13 protein-coding genes and 1 pseudogene are annotated in these 14,720 nt (G+C 73.0%); 9 read left to right on the top strand and 5 right to left on the bottom strand.

All coding sequences use genetic code 11. The features are described from left to right. The first annotated feature begins 50 nt into the window (after nucleotides 1-50). The gene (locus ACFPL3_RS10660) at nucleotides 51-602 is read left to right on the top strand and encodes a P-loop nucleotide/nucleoside kinase family protein (protein ID WP_343944486.1); all 552 of its coding nucleotides are present in this window, start codon (nucleotides 51-53) and stop codon (nucleotides 600-602) included. Here ACFPL3_RS10660 and ACFPL3_RS10655 read toward each other — a convergent pair. Both ACFPL3_RS10655 and ACFPL3_RS10650 read right to left on the bottom strand, forming a co-directional pair. Then, on the bottom strand, nucleotides 591-2,078 hold the full coding sequence (locus tag ACFPL3_RS10655) for a M81 family metallopeptidase (RefSeq protein ID WP_379588842.1): 1,488 nt from the start codon (nucleotides 2,076-2,078) through the stop codon (nucleotides 591-593). The genes ACFPL3_RS10660 and ACFPL3_RS10655 overlap by 12 nt on opposite strands. Continuing rightward, complete coding sequence (locus tag ACFPL3_RS10650; RefSeq protein ID WP_343944489.1) at nucleotides 2,075-3,409, bottom strand: MFS transporter; 1,335 nt, start codon at nucleotides 3,407-3,409, stop codon at nucleotides 2,075-2,077. Before ACFPL3_RS10650 ends, ACFPL3_RS10655 begins: the two co-directional genes overlap by 4 nt. A 159-nt stretch (nucleotides 3,410-3,568) precedes the next feature. Here ACFPL3_RS10650 and ACFPL3_RS10645 point away from each other — a divergent pair, with 159 nt between their 5' ends. Next, nucleotides 3,569-4,576 carry an Lrp/AsnC family transcriptional regulator gene (locus tag ACFPL3_RS10645; RefSeq protein ID WP_343944490.1) on the top strand — a complete coding sequence of 336 codons (1,008 nt, stop codon included), beginning with the start codon at nucleotides 3,569-3,571 and terminating at the stop codon, nucleotides 4,574-4,576. 13 nt (nucleotides 4,577-4,589) lie between these two features. Here the strand turns inward: ACFPL3_RS10645 and ACFPL3_RS10640 are convergent, their stop codons facing one another. Further along, nucleotides 4,590-5,174, bottom strand: coding sequence for a TetR/AcrR family transcriptional regulator (locus ACFPL3_RS10640; protein WP_343944491.1), 585 nt, complete (start codon nucleotides 5,172-5,174; stop codon nucleotides 4,590-4,592). Nucleotides 5,175-5,215: 41 nt separating this feature from the next. Between ACFPL3_RS10640 and ACFPL3_RS10635 the strand changes: the two genes are divergently transcribed. Further along, a complete protein-coding gene (locus tag ACFPL3_RS10635) occupies nucleotides 5,216-5,983 on the top strand; it encodes an LLM class flavin-dependent oxidoreductase (protein WP_343944492.1) in 768 nt (255 codons plus the stop codon). A gap of 10 nt (nucleotides 5,984-5,993) precedes the next feature. Here the strand turns inward: ACFPL3_RS10635 and ACFPL3_RS10630 are convergent, their stop codons facing one another. After that, a complete protein-coding gene (locus ACFPL3_RS10630; protein WP_343944493.1) occupies nucleotides 5,994-6,920 on the bottom strand; it encodes a LysR family transcriptional regulator in 927 nt (308 codons plus the stop codon). Nucleotides 6,921-7,121: 201 nt separating this feature from the next. Here ACFPL3_RS10630 and ACFPL3_RS10625 point away from each other — a divergent pair, with 201 nt between their 5' ends. The 6 genes and pseudogenes from ACFPL3_RS10625 to ACFPL3_RS10600 all read left to right on the top strand — a co-directional run bounded on the left by ACFPL3_RS10625 (nucleotide 7,122) and on the right by ACFPL3_RS10600 (nucleotide 13,838). Further along, nucleotides 7,122-8,591, top strand: a complete 1,470-nt coding sequence (locus ACFPL3_RS10625) for an NAD-dependent succinate-semialdehyde dehydrogenase (RefSeq protein ID WP_343944501.1) — start codon at nucleotides 7,122-7,124, stop codon at nucleotides 8,589-8,591. Beyond that, nucleotides 8,588-10,000, top strand: coding sequence for a class II fumarate hydratase (locus ACFPL3_RS10620; RefSeq protein ID WP_343944494.1), 1,413 nt, complete (start codon nucleotides 8,588-8,590; stop codon nucleotides 9,998-10,000). Before ACFPL3_RS10625 ends, ACFPL3_RS10620 begins: the two co-directional genes overlap by 4 nt. 1 nt (nucleotide 10,001) lies before the next feature. Further along, nucleotides 10,002-10,757, top strand: coding sequence for an SDR family oxidoreductase (locus ACFPL3_RS10615; protein ID WP_343944495.1), 756 nt, complete (start codon nucleotides 10,002-10,004; stop codon nucleotides 10,755-10,757). Nucleotides 10,758-10,777: 20 nt separating this feature from the next. Beyond that, nucleotides 10,778-12,115 (top strand): MFS transporter, encoded by a 1,338-nt coding sequence (locus ACFPL3_RS10610; protein ID WP_343944496.1) that lies wholly within the window; start codon nucleotides 10,778-10,780, stop codon nucleotides 12,113-12,115. A gap of 30 nt (nucleotides 12,116-12,145) precedes the next feature. Beyond that, a pseudogene (locus ACFPL3_RS10605) lies at nucleotides 12,146-13,042 on the top strand (fumarylacetoacetate hydrolase family protein). After that, on the top strand, nucleotides 13,029-13,838 hold the full coding sequence (locus tag ACFPL3_RS10600; protein WP_343944497.1) for an MBL fold metallo-hydrolase: 810 nt from the start codon (nucleotides 13,029-13,031) through the stop codon (nucleotides 13,836-13,838). Before ACFPL3_RS10605 ends, ACFPL3_RS10600 begins: the two are co-directional and overlap by 14 nt. On the opposite strand, the gene ACFPL3_RS10595 is transcribed toward ACFPL3_RS10600, so the two are convergent. Beyond that, entirely contained in the window at nucleotides 13,814-14,704 is an 891-nt protein-coding gene (locus tag ACFPL3_RS10595) for an alpha/beta fold hydrolase (RefSeq protein ID WP_343944498.1), read from the bottom strand. The two genes, ACFPL3_RS10600 and ACFPL3_RS10595, sit on opposite strands and share 25 nt — an antisense overlap. Nucleotides 14,705-14,720 lie beyond the last annotated feature (16 nt).

Below are 14,720 nucleotides of genomic sequence, written 5' to 3'. Positions count from 1 at the left end.
TGATTTGATCGGTCAATACGCAGCCGCTCGGGACGGGCAAGGTGAGGCCCGTGAGTTCGACGCCGACGCTGCACCTCACGGTGGGCCTGCCGGGGGCGGGCAAGACGACGCGGGCGCGTGAGCTGGAGCAGGCCCACGGGGCCGTGCGGCTCACCCCCGACGAGTGGATGATCCCGCTGTTCGGGCTGCGGTGGACCGAGTTCGACGGGAAGCGGGACGTGCTGGAGGGCCGACTCGTCTGGGTCGGCCACCAGGTGCTGCGCGCGGGGACGTCGGTGATCCTGGACTTCGGCTGCTGGTCACCGGAGGAGCGCTACGCCCTCCGCGCGATCGCCGGCCTGGCGGGCGCCGGCTTCGAGATGCACTACGTGAGCCTCCCCGAGGACGAGCGCATCCGGCGGGCGACGGCGCGGTGGCGCGAGGCCCCCGAGGAGGTCTTCGAGATGACCCCCGAGGACCACGCGCGCTTCCACGGCCAGTTCACGCCACCGACGCCCGCGGAGCTCGACGGCTCCCCGCTCCCGCCGCCGCCCGCGCCGTTCGAGAGCTGGCCCGCGTGGGCCTCCGAACGGTGGCCCTCGCTCCCGCGGCTAGACGCCTGAGCGCAGCCCCGGGATGCGCACCGAGGCGGGCAACCGGGTCCACTCCAGAACCGACGGGTCGGCCGCCACCAGCCCGGGTGCCCGCGCCACGAGGATGTCGCGGGCGATCGGGGCGAAGTCGCCGCGGAAGTGGACGGAGCTCTTGACCACGAGCACCCGCTGCTCCTCGGGGACGATGCCGACCATCCGGAACAGGTTGCGGTCGAACACCTGCGAGCGCCCGCTGGTCACGGCGACGCGCACCGATCCCGACCGCACGCCCGCGGACGTGCCGAGGTCCACCTCGGTGCCGTGCAGCATCGGGCCGTCGAAGCGGCAGCGGCCGTCCGACAGCGCCTCGACGACGAACGTGCCGGTCACCGGCTCGTCGTCGGGCACCAGCGGGTCGCCGCCGAAGGTCAGGTCGACGGTGGCGCCCACGCCGGCGGCCGCCGCGGCGGCCGCGGCGCCCGGGTCGGTGATCAGCCCGAACGCGGTGGGCTCGGCGCTGCCGGCAGCGAGCAGGGCGCGCAGCATGCCGGTGGAGCGGGCCGAACCGCCGGCACCCGGGTTGTCCTGGGTGTCGGCGATGACCACCGGGCCGTCCGCCCCGGGCGTGGCGAGTGCGCGGGCGACGGCGTCGGCCGGTTCGAGCAGGTGGACCGCCCACCGCTCCTCGTCGCGGGTGATGTGGTCGTACAGCCGGTCCACGATGCGCTCGACGGGGCCGGTGCCGTACGCCCACACCGAGGGTCCGCAGTCGGGGATGTCCGCGGCGGGGAACCCCGCGGCGAACGAGGCGCACGTGTCGTCGCCCTCGAGGTCGGCCAGGCTGCCGTAGGCCGACCGGGCGGGTTCGAGGTCGGTGCACCCGGAGTTGATCGGGATCAGGAACGGGATCCGGCGCCGGGCGAGCCGCAGCTCCTCGCCTGCCAGCCGTCTGGCGAGCAGCCCGGCGGCACGGGCGCCGGTCTCGGCCATGTCGACGTGCGGGTAGGTGCGGTAGCAGACCAGCGCGTCCGCGGCGGCGAACATCCGGTCGGACGTGTTGGTGTGCAGGTCGAGGCTGGCGACGACGGGCGTCCCTGGCCCGACGACGGCGCGGACGCGGCTGAGCAGCTCGCCCTCGCCGTCGTCGTGGTGCTCGGTGACCATGGCCCCGTGCAGGTCGAGGTAGACCGCGTCCGGTCGGGTGGCCCGCACGGCATCGACGATCTCGCCCGCGATCCGCTCGTAGGTGGCCGCGGTGACCGGGCCCGACGGGCCGGCCCCCGCCCAGAGCACCGGCAGCACGTCCCAGCCGCGGGCGCGGGCCTCGCGCAGGAAGCCGCCGATCGGCAGGTTGACCGGCTCCAGGTCACGCACCCGCTCGCCGCGGTGCAGGCCGGGGAAGCCCTCGCCGTTCTCGAAGTTCGCGTACTCGGCAGGCGTCCGGGCGAAGGTGTTCGTCTCGTGCTGGAACCCGGCCACCAGCACCCGCGTTGCGCGCGCGCTCATCGGGCGGCCCCCGTAACGGCGGCGACCGGCGCGGGTTCGGCCGCGGGCCCGTAGCGGGTGACGGCCAGCGCGATGCCGCCCGCCACCAGCAGCCCGACCAGCGTGAGGAGCCCGATCTGCGTGCTGCCGGTCGCCTCCTTCACGAAGCCGATCACGGTGGGGCTGAAGAAGCCGCCGAGCAGCCCGATGCTGTTGATGAACGCGATGCCGCCGGCCGCGGCGTCACCGGTGAGGAAGGTGGAGGGCACCGACCAGAAGACGGTGTAGGCCCCCCACATGAACGCCGTCGACACGATCAGCGCGGTCATCGAGATCGCGAACGTCGACCCCGTGAAGGCCGCGAGCGCCAGCGCGGCCGTGCTGATGAACGTCGGGATGACGATGTGCCACCTGCGTTCCCCGGTGGCGTCGGAGCGCCGGGCGAGGATGTGCATCAGCACGAGCGCGGCGGCGTAGGGGATCGCCGTCCACAGGCCGATCGCGAGCACGGACTGCACGCCGTTGTCCGCGAGGATCGTGGGCAGCCAGAAGCTGATGCCGTAGAGGCCACTGATCAGGCAGAAGTAGCCGAGCGCGAGGCCGTACACACGGGGGTCGGTGAGGACCTTCCGGAACCGGTGCTCCCCGTGCTCCTGCTCCGCGGAGAGTGCTCCCTGCACCAGCGCGCGCTCGTCCGGGGAGAGCCAGCGGGCGTCGCCGGGGCCGTTGGGCAGCAGTCGCAGGACGACGAAGGCGAGCAGCACGCAGGGCAGCCCCTCCACGAGGAACATCCACTGCCAGCCGGCAAGGCCCGCGGTGCCGTCCAGCCCGGTCATCAGCGCGGCGGACACCGGAGCGCCGATCATCGACCCGAGCGGGCCGGGGATCATCAGCACGGACATGGCCGCGCCCATCCGGGCCTTCGGGTACCAGTAGGTCAGGTAGAAGATGATGCCCGGCGCGAATCCCGCCTCGAACACGCCGAGGAGGAAGCGCAGCACGTAGAAGCTGGTCGCGTCGTGCACGAACAGCATGGCAGCCGAGGTGACCCCCCAGAGCAGCATGATCCGGAAGATCGTCTTGCGGGTGCCGATGCGGCGCAGCAGCAGGTTGCTGGGCACCTCGAAGATCACGTAGCCGAGGAAGAAGATGCCTGCGGCCAGCCCGTAGACCGACTCGCTGATGCCGATGTCCTGCGACATCTGCAGCTTCGCGAAGCCGATGTTGACGCGGTCGATGTAGGCGAACAGGTAGCAGATCACGAGCAGGGGCAGGATCCGCAACCCGATCCTGCGGTACAGCTCGGGTGGTACGGCGGTGGGCGGCGCAGCGTTGTCGTTCCCAGTGGCCATCTGACGCTCCTGCGGGTCCGGCTCGATCGTTCGGGGGTCGTGCGGTTGCCGGGTACCGTGCAGGAGATCGTTGATCTGTTGCGCAGAAGGGCAGGAAATCACCGTTGATCATGCAGCGTGTGTTCGATCGCGACAGCCAGCCGACCCGCGTGGCCTGACGTGCTCGACGAGACCGACCTCGCCCTCGTCGACGGCCTACAGCTCAACCCCCGGGCCAGCTGGGCCAGCCTGGGCGCCGCGCTCGACCTGGCTCCGATCACGCTCGCGCGCCGCTGGCAGCGGCTGGTCCGCTCCGGGTCGGCGTGGGTCACGGTGGCGCTGAGCAACCGCCGGATGCGCGGCGCCGTGCTGGAGATGTCCTGCCGGCCGGGCACGGCCCGATCCGTGGCGCTGACGCTCGCCGAGCTGCCGCACGTGAGCAGCATCGGCGTCACCACGGGCCGCTACCAGATCTTCGCGCTGGTGCTGGCACCCACCCTGCCCGCGATCTCCGAGGTCCTGGTGCACCGGCTGGCTGTGCCGCCGGACGTCACCGCGTTGCACTCCTACCTCTACAGCGGCCTGTACGGAGGTGTGGTGTGGCGGCTGGGGGTGATGAACCGGGAGCGGGCCGAACAGGTTCGCGAGGACCCCGGCCCGGCACCTGCGCCGATGCGGTCGTTCGGCGAGGGGGACCGGCAGCTGTTCCTCGCCCTCGGTCACGACGGGCGCCGGTCCTACAACGACCTGGCGGCGGAGCTGGGCACCTCGCCGCAGGCCGTCCGCAGGCGCCTCGACCGGCTGCGGCGCAACGGCGACATCACCTTCCGGTGCGACGTCGCCCGCCCGCTCGCGGGCTGGGGTTCGATGGCGGTCCTCTTCCTGTCGGTGCCCGACGGCGATCTCCCGGTGGTCGGCCGGGCGCTGGGCACGCTGCCCGAGACCCGGCACTGCTCGGCGGTGCCGGGGCCGGCCAACCTGGTGCTGATGGTGAGCCTGCGCTCGCTCGAGCACCTCGACGAGGTACTCGGCCGGATCGTGCGGACGCACCCGACGGTCACCGTGGTCGACCGCCGGGTCGTGCTGCAGCAGGTCAAGATCCACGGTCGGATCGTCGACGAGCAGGGCCGGAGCGTGCGCGTGGTCCCGGTGGACCCGTGGGCGGCAGTGGCCGCCGAACCCGGCTGAGCGGGCCCGCCGATCAGCGGGTGGGCAGGCGAGCTGCGGCCGTGAGCGTCAGCAACTCGTTCAGAACCTCGCTGGAGATGTCGGCGAGGGAGCGCTGCTCGTCCTCGCGGATCCACCGGGCGAACGTGATCTCGAAGACCGTGATGCCCGTCTGCGCCGCCAGCGTGGCAGCGAGCTCGTCGACGCCCCGCGCGCGCAGGGCGTCGGCGAGTGCGGTGGCGAGACCCGCGAGCTTGTGCCGCTCGCGTTCCTTCAGCGCGGGGTTCTGGTCGATGACGGACTGCCGGGCCTGCGAGTGCGACCTGCGCTCGTCGGGGAAGAACGACGCCGCGGACTGCAGGGCGGCGGCGACGACCTCCATCGGGGACGCGTCCGCGGGTGCGGCCTCGACGCCGGAGAGGAATGCCTCGGTGAGCCGCTCCTGGCCGTGGAACAGCACCTCGCGCTTGTCGCTGAAGTGGCGGAAGAACGTGCGCTCGGTGAGCCCGACGGCCTGGGCGATCTCGGTGGCGGTGGTCTGTTCGTACCCGCGCGTGGAGAACAGTTCGAGCGCGGCCCGCTGCAACCGCTCCGCAGCTCCGGGTTCCCAACGCGCCATGCGACCGAGTGTAGAGATCGCAGACCGGTACAGTCATGTCTGTGACTGACGTCAGTACGGACGCCGAGGCGGCGGTCGAGCGGATCCGCAGGTCGTGGGGGCCGGTCGGGGCCATGCTCCCGGTCGTCTTCACCGGCTCCGTGCCGATCGATGCCCAGCGGGCTGCGGTGCGGGCCCTGGAGCGGGCCGGCTACGGGGCGGCGTGGACCAACGAGGTGCTCGGCGGGAAGGACGCACTGGTGCAAGCGGCCGTCCTGCTGGCCGCGACCGAACGGATGTCCTTCGGCGCCGCCGTCGCCAACATCTGGGCGCGGCAGCCGGAGACGATGCAGGCCGCGGCGGCGCAGCTGGCGCAGGCGTACCCGGGCCGGTTCGCGCTGGGGATCGGGGTCGGTTACCCCGAACAGGCCGCGGCCGCCGGTCGTGAGTTCGGGCGGCCGCTGGCCACCATGCGTGACTACCGGCAGCGGATGGACCGGCCCACCCAGCCGCCCGCCCCGGCGGCGGCCTTCGCGCGGATCCTCGGCGCGCACGGCCCGAGGATGCTCGAGCTGGCCGCCGAGATCACGGACGGGGCCGTGCAGGTCATGCAGCCGCCGGAGGCCACGGCGCGGGCCAGGGCGGCGCTCGGCCCGCGGAAAGTGCTGGTGGCAGGCCTGCGCGCGGCCGAGGATCCCGGGGACGTCGCAGCCCGGGTGCGGGAGCACACCGAGGCGGGCGCCGACCACGTGGTGCTCATGGTGGCCCCCGACGGCGACTTCGCCGCCGGCGTGGAGCAGCTCGAGCGGCTCGCGCCCGCCCCTCGGTAGGGGAGCCCCGTCAGCGCCCGGCCCGCACCTGCCGGGGCCGGCTGTGCTCGAACGCCCACCGGCGGAAGCCCTCGGCGGCGGGCTCCAGCGGGCGGCGGGTGGAGACGAGCAGCCCGATGTTGCGGAAGGTCTGGGGCACGATCGGCACCTCGACGGAGCCGGCGAGCGGCCCGCCGTGGCGGGCGGGCAGCACGGCGACGCCGACGCCGGCCGTCGCGAGCCCTCGCACGGTCTCGACCTCCTCGGTCTCGAACCCGTACCGGGGCCGGATCCGCGCGGCGCCGAACATCTCGTCGACCCGGCGCCGCAACGCGATGCCCACGGAGAGGCCGACGAAGGTCTCGTCGCGGCAGTCGTGCAGGCGGATCGCGTCGCGGCGGGCGAGCCGGTGATCGGCCGGGACGACCAGGACGAACGGCTCGCGGAACAGCTCGGTGGCGTCGATGTCGACGTCGGTGGGGCGCACGGAGGCCATGGCGATGTCGATCGTGCCGTCGTGGAGCTTCTCGATCAGCTCCTCATGGGCGGCCTGCACCAGCGCCACCCGCACGCGGGGGTGCGCGGCGCGGTAGTGCCGCAGGAGCGTGGGTGCTCTGCTCGCCCCCATCGTGCGGAGGAACCCGAAGACGATCTGCCCGCCCGCCGGGTCGGCGGCCTCGTGGGCCCGGGCCACGCCCATCGCGAGCGCGGTGTGCGACGCCGCCACCGACTCCGCCAGCGCGAATCCCGCCCGCGTGAGCTCGATCCGGCGCCCGACCCGCCGGGTGAGCGGCACGCCGACGGTCTCGCTCAGCGAGGTGAGCCAGCGCGTGGCCGTGGGCTGTGGCACGCCGACCGCCTCGGCCGCGGCGCTCAGGTGCCCGTGCTCCGCCATCGCCTGCAGCAACATCAACCTGGGCATCAGGTCCGACGCCACGGTCGTGGACGGCGCGAGCATCCCGGAATCGTAGTTCGTCGCCACTAATGGATGGGTGAGCGTCGAATCTGAATACCGGCAGGCGGCGGCGTGCGCGACCCGCGCACCGGCCCGTCCGCAGGCCGTGTTCCGGCTGCGCTGCTGGTGACAGCGCCGATCCCGCCCCGCACAGTGACTGCCCACCGGAATCCACGAACCGATTGCGAGGGCCGCGACGCGATGATCGGCACGACGTCCGAAGCCGAGGTGCTGGGCAGGATCGAGAAGGATCTGCTGATCGGGGGGCGCCGGCGCGCCGCCGCGGGCGGCCGGACCTTCCCGGTCGAGAACCCGGCCACCGGCGCCACGCTCTGCGAGGTCGCCGACGGCTCGGCGGAGGACGCCCGCGACGCCCTCGCCGCGGCGTCGGCCGCGCAGCCCTCCTGGGCGGCCACGCCGCCGCGCGAGCGGGCCGAGATCCTGCGGCGCGCCTACGAGCTCCTCGTGGCCCGCACCGACGAGATCGCGCTGCTGATCACGCTGGAGATGGGCAAGTCGCTGGCCGAGTCGCGCGCCGAGGTGGCGTACGGCGCGGAGTTCTTCCGCTGGTTCTCCGAGGAGGCCGTGCGGATCCAGGGCGACTTCACGGTGGAACCCGGTGGTTCGGGACGGATCCTGCTGATGCGCCAGCCGGTGGGCCCGAGCCTGCTGATCACGCCGTGGAACGTGCCGCTGGCCATGCCGACGCGCAAGATCGGCCCGGCGATCGCGGCGGGCTGCACGATGGTCCTCAAGCCGGCCGAGCAGACCCCGCTCACGGCGCTGCTGCTCGCCTCGGTGCTCGCCGAGGCCGGCCTCCCCGACGGCGTCCTCAACGTTGTCACCACCTCCGACCCCGGGGCCGTCGCGACGCCGCTGATCCACGACGAGCGGCTGCGGAAGCTGTCGTTCACCGGGTCCACCGAGGTCGGCCGGAAGCTGATCGTGGAGTCGGCGGACCGGGTGCTGCGGACGTCGATGGAACTGGGCGGGAACGCCCCGTTCATCGTGTGCGCGGACGCCGACCTCGCGGCGGCCGTCGACGGCGCGATGGTCGCGAAGATGCGCAACATCGGCGAGGCGTGCATCGCCGCCAACCGGTTCTACGTGCACGCGGACGTGGTCGAGGAGTTCACCGCCGAGCTGTCCGCGCGGATGGGCAAGTTGGCGGTCGGGAGCGGTGTCGACGACGGGGTCGAGGTCGGCCCGCTCATCGACGCGGTGCAGCGCGACAAGGTCGCCGCACTCGTGGACGACGCGGTGGACCAGGGCGCGCGCGTCCACACCGGGGGCACGACGCCGCCGGGCCCGGGCTACTTCTACCCGCCCACCGTGCTGACCGGTGTGCCCGCGTCGGCCCGCATGACCCGGGAGGAGATCTTCGGCCCGGTGGCCGCGATCTCGACGTTCACCGACGAGGAGGAGGTGCTCCGGGCGGCCAATGACACCGACTCCGGGCTGGTGAGCTACGTCTTCAGCCGGGACATCGGGCGGGCCGTGCGCCTCGCCGAGGGTCTCGAGACCGGGATGGTCGGCCTCAACCGCGGGTTCGTCTCGAACCCGGCGGCCCCCTTCGGCGGCATGAAGAGCTCCGGCCTGGGCCGCGAGGGTGGCCGGGAGGGCATCGAGGAGTACCTCGAGGTCAAGTATGTCGCACTGGACGTGGACCGGTGAGCGCCGAGCCGATCACGTCCGGGCAGGGGTACCGGCTGGAGGCCGACTTCGGCGGCACCGTGCCCGTGCGCGACACCGCGCTGTGGGGTGCCCAGACCCAGCGCGCGATCGAGACGTTCACGATCAGCGACCTGCGCCTCCCGCGCCGCTACATCGAGACGCTCGGCTCGCTCAAGCGCGCCGCCGCCACGGTCAACGCGGAGCTCGGGCTGCTCGACCCCGCGCTCGCCGAGGTGATCGTGGCGGCCGCGGGCGAGGTGGCGGACGGCCTGCTCGACGACCACTTCCCGGTCGACGTGTTCCAGACCGGCAGCGGCACCAACACGAACATGAACGCCAACGAGGTGATCGCCAACCGGGCGAACCAGCTGCTCGGCATGCCGCTGGGCACCAAGCACCCGGTGCACCCCAACGACCACGTGAACCTCGGGCAGTCCTCCAACGACGTGACACCCACGGTCGTGCACCTCACGGCGCAAGCAGCGATCAGCCACCGCCTGGTGCCCGCCTTCTCCCACCTCGCGGCCGCGTTGCGCACCGTGGCCGCCGCGAACCACGGGATCGTCAAGCCGGGCCGCACCCACCTGCAGGAGGCGGTGCCGATCCGGCTCGGGCAGGAGTTCCTCGGCCACGCCGGCCAGATCGAGCGCAGCATCGAGCGGTTCCGCGCCGCGCAGGAAGGGCTCGCCGAGGTGGCGCTCGGCGGCACGGCCGTGGGCACCGGCGTCAACGCACACCCCGAGTTCGCCGGCCGGGTCGCGGCCGCGCTCGCCGCGGAGTTCGACGTGGCGCTGCGCGAGACAGGCAACCACTTCCAGGCGCAGAACAACCTCGACGCGGTCGTGTTCACCTCGGGCGCGCTGCGCACGGCCGCGGCGAGCCTGCTCAAGATCACCGACGACATCCGGTGGATGAACAGCGGGCCGCGGGCGGGACTCGGCGAGATCGAGGTGCCGGGTTTGTCGATGGGCTCGTCGATCATGCCCGGGAAGACGAACCCCGTCGTCGCGGAGGCCGTCGGCCAGGTGGCCGCGAAGGTCACGGGCAACGACGCGACGATCGCGCTGGCGGGCGGGCGCGGCAACTTCGAGCTCACCGTGATGACCCCGGTCGTCGCCCACAGCCTGCTGGAGTCGATCGAGCTCCTGGCCGGCGCGGCCGTCGTGTTCGCCGACCGGTGCGTCCACGGGATCCGGGGCACCTCCGCGGGCCCGGAGGCCGTCGAACGCAGCCTGATGCTGGTGACCGCGCTCTCGCCCCGCATCGGCTACGACGCGGCCGCCGCCGTCGCGGCCGAGGCCAAGGCGACCGGTCGCACGATCCGCGAGGTCGCCCGCGAGCGCACCGACCTGCCGGAGGACGAGCTCGCCGCCCTGCTCGACCCGTACCGCATGACCGGAGGGAACTGACGTGGAACTGTCGTTCGAGAACAAGGTCGTCGTGGTGACGGGCGCCGCCGGGGGGTTCGGCTCGGCCACGGCGCGGGCGTTCGCCGAGGCCGGAGCGCACGTCGTCGTCTCCGACATCAACACGGCCGGGGCGAGGCAACTGGCGGCGACCCTGCCGTCGGCGATCGCGCTCACCACCGACGTCACCGACGAGGACGCCGTGCGCGACCTCGTCACCGACGCCGAGGCGCAGTTCGGCGGGATCGACGTCATGGTCAACAACGCCGGTGTGCCGCACCGCGCCGCCCCGCTCGTCGACCTCGACGTCGACACGGTCGACCGGCAGCTCGCGGTGAACGTGCGCAGCGTGTTCCTCGGCTGCAAGTACGCGGTGCCCGCGCTGCGCCGCCGGGGCGGCGGAGTGATCGTCAACGTCGCGTCGATCGCGGGGAAGCGCCCCCGGCCCGGGCTCTCCGTCTACAACGCGACGAAGGGCGCGGTGATCACCCTCACCCGCGGCCTCGCCGGCGAGGTGGGGCCCGACGTGCGCGTGAACGCCGTCAACCCCGTCATCTCCGAGACCGGGTTCGTCAAGAGCTTCAGCGGCGCCGACCGACTGCCCGACGACCTGCGCACCACCTGGGTGGCCGGCATCCCGATGGGCCGCACCGCCACCGCGGAGGACGTCGCCCACAGCATCCGCTTCCTCGCCTCGGACCAGGCCGGCTTCCTCACGGGGGTCTGCCTGGACGTCGACGGCGGCCGCAGCATCCATTAGCCCGAGATCAGGAGACAGGGATGGCAACGACGTATCCCGGACAGTCCGCCCCCGCGACGCCGTCGGCCGCGAAGGTCGCTGTGGCCAGCTTCATCGGGACCACCATCGAGTGGTACGACTACCTCGTCTTCGGCGCGGCCACCGTCCTGGTGTTCAACCCGCTGTTCTTCCCCACGCTCGACCCGCTGGCCGGCACCATCGCCGGGTTCGCGACGCTCGCCGTCGCCTTCCTCGCGCGGCCGCTGGGCGGGCTCGTGTTCGGGCACTTCGGTGACCGGATCGGGCGCAAGAAGATGCTCGTGCTCTCGGTCGTGCTGATGGGCGCGGGGACGTTCGCCGTCGGGCTGCTCCCGACGTACGAGACGATCGGGATCTGGGCGCCCGTCCTCCTGGTCACCCTGCGGTTCGTGCAGGGCTTCGCGGTGGGCGGGGAGTGGGGCGGCGCCGTGGTGATGTCGCTCGAGCACGCGCCTCCGCACCGGCGGGCGTTCTACGCCAGCTTCCCCCAGGCCGGCGTGCCCGCGGGCACGTTCCTGTCCAGCGGCGCGTTCTTCCTGGTGACCCTGATGCCGGAGGAGCAGCTCCTGAGCTGGGGCTGGCGCGTCCCGTTCCTGGCCTCGGCCCTGTTGATCGTGGTCGGCCTCTACATCCGCCTGCGCGTCACGGAATCGCCCGAGTTCCTGGCGCTGAAGAAGAGTGGCGACCTCGTACGGCTCCCGGCGGCCGACATCTTCGCCTCGCACAAGCGGGCGCTGGTGGTCGGGATGCTCTGCATGCTCGCCGCGAACGCGATCTTCTACCTGGCCAGCACGTTCTTCCTCAGCTACGGCCCGAACCACCTCGGGCTGAGCCGGGGCCTCGTGCTCACCGCGCTGCTGGTGGCAGCCGCCATCCAGGTGGTGACCATGCCGCTGTTCGCGATCGTGGCCGACCGGGTCGGCCCGCGGAACTTCCTCATCGCCGGGTGCGGGGTGGTGGCGGTCTGCGCGTTCCCCGTCTTCCTGCTCGTCGACACCGGCACCACCGCGGGGGTCTTCGCCGCCTACCTGCTGGCCCTCCCCGTGCTGCACGCCCTGGTCTACGGCGCCGTCGCGGGCTTCACCGCCGAGCTGTTCCCGCCGCGGGCGCGCTACACCGGCTCGTCGGTGGCCTACCACCTGGGCGGCGCCGTCACCGCGGCCCCGGTCCCGATCGTCGCGACCCTGCTCCTGGCCGAGTTCGGCTCCTCGTCGGCGATCGCCGTCTACCTGGCGCTGGCGGCCGTGGTCTGCGGGATCGTCATCGCACTCGCCCCCACGCCCCGTACCGATGCCGGACCCCAGCCGACCCGGGCCGACGACGTGGGCGTCGCGAGCTGAGCCGGGCGGCCCGAAGGAGAGAGGTGGACCATGAAGCTGGTGACGTTCGACGACGGGCAGCGGATCGGGGTCGGCCGGGTCGCCGACGACGGCGTGACCGTGCTCGACCTGGGCGGCGTGTTCGGGCGGCGCACACTGCTCGAGGTCATCGAGGAGTGGGACCGCCTCGAGCCGGTGACGGCCGCGGCCGGCGACCTGCCGGTGGTGCCCGCACCCCGCCTGCTCGCGCCGATCCCGCAGCCGCGGCGCAACCTGTTCGCGATCGGCAAGAACTACCGCGACCACGTCCGGGAGTTCGGCCGCTCCGGCTACGACAGCCCGGACCGCTCCGAGGACATCCCCACCGCGCCCGTGGTCTTCTCCAAGGCCACCACCACGGTGACCGGCCCCTTCGACGACATCGACCCGCACCCGGGGGTCACCTCCGAGCTGGACTACGAGGTCGAGCTCGCCGTGATCATCGGCCGGGGTGGGCGGGGGATCCGCCGGGAACAGGCCCTCGACCACGTCTGGGGCTACACGATCGCCAACGACGTCACCGCACGCGACCTGCAGCGCGACCACAAGCAGTGGCTGCTCGGCAAGTCGCTCGACACGTTCGCGCCCATGGGCCCGTGGGCCGTCACGGCCGACGAGGTCGGCGACCCCACCGCGCTGGTCGTCTCGAGCACGGTGAACGGCGAGCCCCGCTAGAATGCCCCGGTCGCCGACCTGATCTTCGACATCCCGGAGCTGATCAGCGTGATCTCCGCCGGGATCACCCTGCTGCCCGGCGACATCATCGCCACCGGCACGCCGGCGGGCGTGGGCATCGGCTTCGCGCCGCCCCGGTTCCTCGTGCCGGGCGACGTCGTCGAGTGCGCCGTCACCGGCCTCGGCACCCTGCGCAACAGGATCGGATCCGGGGACCCCGATGCTGGTCGGTGACATCGACGTCCACCCGATCACGGACGGCACGTTCCGGGCCTCACCCGGATACTTCGGTGACCACGCCCGCCTCGAGGGCCACGAGGACCTCTTCACCCGCGAGGGGATGGCGTGGCTGCCGATCGGCTGCTTCCTGGTGCGGACCGGCGACCGCACGATCCTGGTCGACGCCGGCATGGGGCCCGCGATGCGCGACGACGGCGAGCGCAGGTTGCTCGTGGGCGGCCAGCTGCTGCCGGGCCTGCGCGCGGTCGGGGTGACCCCGCCCGGCATCACCGACGTCGTCTGCACCCACCTGCACGCCGACCACTGCGGGTGGCTTTTCGACGCCGACGCGGCCCCGGTCTTCCCCCGCGCCACGATCTGGTTCGGGGCACGCGACTGGGACCACTTCGTGGCGAACCCCGAGGTGTGGATGTTCGACCACATCCGCGAGGGGTTCCGCCTCGCGGCCGATGACGGGCACCGCCTGCGGCCGGTCGACGGCGACACCGCGGTGGCGCCCGGCGTCTCACTCACGATGACGCCCGGGCACACCCCCGGCCACCTCAGCGTGATCGTCTCCTCGCAGGGCCGCCGCGCGCTGCTGCTCGGCGACGCGATCATCTGCCCGGTGCAGCTCGAGGAGCCGGACTGGCAGTCCATCGGCGACGTCGACCCCGAGCTCGCCCGCCGGGTGCGGGAGCGGCTGTTCCGCGAGCTCGAGGACGGCGCCACTCTCGGGGCCGGTGCGCACTTCCCCGAGCTGCAGTTCGGCCGCGTCCTCGCGGGTCAGGGGAGGCGCTGGTTCACCTGAGCCCCCGTGTGCGCGAGCAGTTCCGCCGCCACCACCGGGAGGACGTGGGCCGGGAGCCCGTGCCCGGTTCCGGCGAGCCACACGAGCCGGGCGCCCGGGATCTCGGCCGCGAGGGCCTCGCCGTTGCCGACGGGGAAGAACGGGTCGTCCTCCCCGTGCAACACGAGCGTCGGGGCTGTGATCTCGCCGAGCCGCTCGCGCCAGCGCGGGCCGTGGTCGGCGAAGGCGATGTTGTACGCGCACCCGATGTCGGTGCTGCGCGCCACCTCGGCCTCGGCGTGCGCCCGGGCCGCGGCCTCGTCGAACGCGCCCGGCCCGGCGAACGTCCGGGCCATCAGCACGAGGTGCTCGGCCGCCGCCCGCTCGTCCGACCAGTCCGGCTGCGGCGTCGTCCTGATCACCTGCATGAGCGCCGCGTCGTGCTCGGGGAGGTCGGGGTCCACCGGGCCGGGGGTGTTCACCCGGCTGCCCACCAGCGTGAGCGTCGCGACCCGCTCGGGGTGGCCGAGGGCGAGCAGCTGGGCGATCCAGCCGCCGCTCGACCAACCGGCGACGTGGGCGCGCCCGGTGCCGGTGGCGTCGAGCACGCCTGCCGCGTCCTCGACGAGGTCGGCGAGCGAGTAGCCGGGCCGGCCCGGCCGGTAGGTCTGCGAGCGGCCGGTGTCGCGGACGTCGTAGCGGATCACCCGCCGCCCGCCCGCCACCAGCCGCGCGCACAGCTCGTCGGGCCAACTCAGCAGCGACGACCCGATCAACAGCAGCGCGGGGTCGTCCGCATCGCCCTCCACCCGCACGCAGCACGCGGCCCCGTTGACCACGATCACGCTCTCGTCCACCGGCACGAGGTCCTCCGTCCCGGACGCCACGTCCGGGCGCCCTCGA

Source organism: Pseudonocardia zijingensis (genome assembly GCF_042657305.1).
Classification (GTDB): Bacteria; Actinomycetota; Actinomycetes; order Mycobacteriales; family Pseudonocardiaceae; genus Pseudonocardia; species Pseudonocardia zijingensis.
Note: the sequence above shows the minus strand (reverse complement) of the source record. Positions and strands in the feature narration are given on the sequence as shown.

What these genes read in the sequence shown, in the direction of transcription:
- ACFPL3_RS10655 (WP_379588842.1), bottom strand. Translation starts at nt 2,078, where the DNA reads ATGAGCGCGCGCGCAACGCGGGTGCTGGTGGCCGGGTTCCAGCACGAG.
- ACFPL3_RS10650 (WP_343944489.1), bottom strand. Translation starts at nt 3,409, where the DNA reads ATGGCCACTGGGAACGACAACGCTGCGCCGCCCACCGCCGTACCACCC.
- ACFPL3_RS10640 (WP_343944491.1), bottom strand. Translation starts at nt 5,174, where the DNA reads ATGGCGCGTTGGGAACCCGGAGCTGCGGAGCGGTTGCAGCGGGCCGCG.
- ACFPL3_RS10630 (WP_343944493.1), bottom strand. Translation starts at nt 6,920, where the DNA reads ATGCTCGCGCCGTCCACGACCGTGGCGTCGGACCTGATGCCCAGGTTG.
- ACFPL3_RS10610 (WP_343944496.1), top strand. Translation starts at nt 10,778, where the DNA reads ATGGCAACGACGTATCCCGGACAGTCCGCCCCCGCGACGCCGTCGGCC.
- ACFPL3_RS10600 (WP_343944497.1), top strand. Translation starts at nt 13,029, where the DNA reads ATGCTGGTCGGTGACATCGACGTCCACCCGATCACGGACGGCACGTTC.